The sequence below is a fragment of the Streptomyces sp. genome (assembly GCF_031178505.1).
GTDB lineage: Bacteria > Actinomycetota > Actinomycetes > Streptomycetales > Streptomycetaceae > Streptomyces > Streptomyces gulbargensis.
This window is the reverse complement of sequence record NZ_JAPSIW010000752.1, coordinates 1-3,363: the sequence shown is the minus strand read 5'-3', so window position 1 is coordinate 3,363 and position 3,363 is coordinate 1. Positions and strand designations below refer to the sequence as shown.

General features: G+C 75.5%; 5 protein-coding genes. 4 read left to right on the top strand and 1 reads right to left on the bottom strand.

Annotation, left to right across the window (positions count from 1 at the left end):
- On the top strand, positions 1–326 hold a 326-nt coding region (locus RIF68_RS31735; RefSeq protein ID WP_309054720.1), incomplete at its 5' end, for an MMPL family transporter.
- Between the two features lie 229 nt (positions 327–555).
- Here RIF68_RS31735 and RIF68_RS31730 read toward each other — a convergent pair.
- Positions 556–1,071, bottom strand: a complete 516-nt coding sequence (locus tag RIF68_RS31730) for an SsgA family sporulation/cell division regulator (protein ID WP_309054719.1) — start codon at positions 1,069–1,071, stop codon at positions 556–558.
- Between the two features lie 175 nt (positions 1,072–1,246).
- Between RIF68_RS31730 and RIF68_RS31725 the strand changes: the two genes are divergently transcribed.
- The 3 genes from RIF68_RS31725 to RIF68_RS31715 form a co-directional block, all read left to right on the top strand.
- A complete protein-coding gene (locus RIF68_RS31725; protein WP_309054718.1) occupies positions 1,247–2,284 on the top strand; it encodes an energy-coupling factor ABC transporter permease in 1,038 nt (345 codons plus the stop codon).
- 1 nt (position 2,285) lies between these two features.
- Complete coding sequence (gene cbiQ, locus RIF68_RS31720) at positions 2,286–3,056, top strand: cobalt ECF transporter T component CbiQ (protein ID WP_309054717.1); 771 nt, start codon at positions 2,286–2,288, stop codon at positions 3,054–3,056.
- A partial coding sequence (locus RIF68_RS31715) for an ATP-binding cassette domain-containing protein (protein ID WP_309054716.1) occupies positions 3,053–3,363 on the top strand: 311 nt, incomplete at its 3' end. The genes cbiQ and RIF68_RS31715, both read left to right, overlap by 4 nt.

Here is a 3,363-nt window from a genome sequence, read left to right as displayed (position 1 = left end):
CCGTCGTGACCGGCTTCCGGCACAGCGCCCGGGTGGTCACGGCCGCCGCCGTGATCATGATCGCGGTCTTCGCCGGCTTCATCGGGATGTCCGACCAGATGGTCAAGATGATCGGCTTCGGCCTGGCCGTGGCCGTCCTCTTCGACGCCTTCGTCGTCCGCATGGCGATCGTCCCGGCCGTCCTGGCACTCCTCGGCGCCAAGGCCTGGTGGCTGCCGAAGTGGCTCGACCGGGCGCTGCCCAACGTGGACGTGGAGGGCGAGGGCCTGGCCGCCGCCCGCGACGCCGCGGCCGGCAGGCCGGAGGCCGACCTCGTGAAGGCCTGACCGGCAGGGGCGCGGGTCCCGCTTCCGAAGGCCCGCGCCCGCCCCCGATACCCCGGGGCGGCCCCTGAGCGGGGGGCGTGCCCCGGACCGCGCCGGGACCTGTGGGGACGGGGAACCGACGCGGCAGGACGCCGTCGGCGTGTCGTTCAGCGACGCGCCGGCGGCGTCCGTGCGTCGCGGGACGCCGGGCAGGCCACGTGCCCGGGGTGGTGCTCCGGCCGGCCGGTGGTCAGTGACGCGCCGACGGCGTCCGTGCGCCGCTGCGCCGGGCCACGGCTTCGGCAGGGGCGGCGTCGGTACGGGTGGAGCCCGTCGGCGCCGGTTCCGCACGGGCGGAGCGTTCGGAGCCGCGACCGCCCGCGTAGGTGCGGCGCAGGAAACGGACCAGGGCCGCGGTGTCGAACTGGACGACCGCGACGCCGTCCTCGCCGTGGAACTCCACGACCGTCTGCACCCGCCCGCACGGCCACACCGCGACATCGCCCCGGTGGGCGGGCACGCGCATCCCGTGCTCCAGCAGGGCGCGCGGAAAGGCCCACTCGACCTCGCCGGGGAAGACGAAGCGCACGGTGGCGGGGGAGGAGCCCGGGTCGAAGCGGAGGGCGACGGGGACGGGACGGGAGAGGGGGGCGTCACTGACGATCCGCCCCCGGGCCCGGTCCTCGACCGGGCGGCCGGCCGGCGGGAGGTGGTGCGCGGCGGGGCCGCCTGCGGCGTGCCCCTCCGCGGAATCCGCGGGGTCCATCGGAGAGCTCCTCACGTTCGGTCCTCTTCGGCCTCTTCGATCCCTCCCGTACAGGTCCTCCTTCCCGGAGCGCGCGCCGCGCATGCGCCGCCCCGGTGTCGCGCACGCCACTCCGTGCCGTTCTGTGATCCGTGCGCTCTTGCAAGTGCTTTGCAGCAGCGTCCATCATTCGGGCGTGCATGTACCTGACGGATTCATCAACGCCCCCGTGTCGGCCGCCGCCGGTCTCGTCGCCGCCGGCGCCGTCGCCGTCAGCCTGCGCGGAGCCCGCCGCGAACTCGACCAGCGCACGGCCCCGCTCGCCGGTCTGGTCGCCGCCTTCGTCTTCGCCGTCCAGATGCTGAACTTCCCGGTCGCCGCCGGAACCAGTGGTCACCTCCTCGGCGGGGCGCTCGCCGCGATACTCGTCGGACCCTGGACCGGCGTCTGCTGCATCGCCGTCGTCCTGCTCATGCAGGGGCTCCTCTTCGCCGACGGCGGTCTCACCGCCCTCGGCGTCAACATCACCGTGATGGGCGTCGTCACCGTCGCCGTGGCCTACGCCCTCTTCCGCGGACTCGTCCTCGTCCTGCCGCGCGCCCGCCGCTCGGTGACCGCGGCCGCCTTCGTCGCCGCGCTCGTCTCCGTGCCGGCCTCGGCCGCCGCCTTCACCCTGCTCTACGCGGTCGGCGGCACCACCGACGTACCGATCGGGACCGTCCTCACCGCCATGCTCGGCGTGCACGTCCTCATCGGCGTCGGCGAGGCCGCCATCACCATGCTGACCGTCGGCGCGGTCCTCGCCGTCCGCCCCGACCTCGTGTACGGCGCCCGCGGCCTGACCGCCCCGCTCAAGCTCCGCGTCGGCGGGGAACTCGTCGACGCCCGGCCCGCCGCCGGCACCGCGGCGACCGCGCCGGCCTCGTCGGGCTCGCCGAAGAAGCTGTGGATCGGCGGCGTCGTCACCGCCCTGGTCCTCGCCGGGGTCGTCTCCTTCTACGCCTCCGCCAGCCCCGACGGCCTGGAGAAGGTCGCCGCCGACCAGGGCATCGACGCCAAGGCCGAGGAACACGCCGCCGCCGGCTCCCCGCTCGCCGACTACGGCGTCGAGGGCGTCGAGACCGAGCGCCTCTCGGGCGGCCTCGCCGGCGTCATCGGCGTGGGCGTCACGCTCGCCGCCGGCACCGGCGTCTTCTGGGCCGCACGCCGCCGCAAGACCCCCGCGGACGCCTGAGGTGGGCGCGGGGCACGCCCACCGGCTCCACCGGCCCGGCCGTTCGCCGGTCCACGAGCTGCCCCCGCACACCAAGCTCGTCGCCGTCCTCGGCTTCGTGGTCGTCGTGGTCTCCACGCCCCGCGAGGCCGTCTGGGCCTTCGCCCTGTACGCCCTGCTCCTGGCGGGCGTGGCGGGCGCGGCCCGCGTCCCGGCCGGCTTCCTGCTCAAGCGGCTGCTCATCGAGGTGCCGTTCGTCGCGTTCGCGCTGCTCATGCCGTTCGTGGTGCCCGGCGAGCGGACCGAGCTGCTCGGCGTCCCCCTGAGCGTCCCCGGCCTGTGGGGCGCCTGGAACGTCCTGGCCAAGGGCACCCTCGGCGTCGCCGCCTCCGTGCTCCTCGCCGCCACCACCGACCTGCGGGCCCTGCTCCTCGGCCTCCAGCGCCTCCGGATGCCCCCGCTGCTCGTCCAGATCGCCTCCTTCATGATCCGGTACGGGGACGTCGTCACCGACGAGATGCGCCGCATGTCCGTCGCCCGCCGCTCGCGCGGCTTCGAGGCCCGGGGCGTCCGCCACTGGGGCGTGCTCGCCGGCTCGGCGGGCGCCCTCTTCATCCGCTCGTACGAGCGCGGGGAGCGGGTCCACCTCGCCATGGTCAGCCGCGGCTACACCGGCACCCTGCCGGTCCTCGACGAGACGCCCGCCACCCGGGCCGAGTGGGCGCGCGCCGCCGCCCTCCCGCTCGCCGCGCTCCTGATCTGCCTCATCTGCCTCCTCGGACGGACCCCGTGACCCGCACCGCCCCGCTCCCGCCCTCGCTCGAGGTGACCGGCCTCGCCTACGCCTACCCCGACGGCCACCAGGCCCTCTTCGGTGTGGACCTCACCGTCGGGCGCGGCGAACGGGTCGCCCTCCTGGGCCCCAACGGCGCCGGCAAGACCACGCTCGTCCTGCACCTCAACGGCATCCTCGCCGCCGGCGCGGGCTCCGTCACCGTCGCCGGTCTGCCGGTCGGCAAGCGGCACATGGCCGAGATCCGCCGCCGGGTCGGCATCGTCTTCCAGGACCCCGACGACCAGCTGTTCATGCCGACCGTCCG

Coding starts and splice junctions, on each gene's coding strand:
- RIF68_RS31730 (WP_309054719.1), bottom strand. CDS start 1,071: ATGGACCCCGCGGATTCCGCGGAGGGGCACGCCGCAGGCGGCCCCGCC.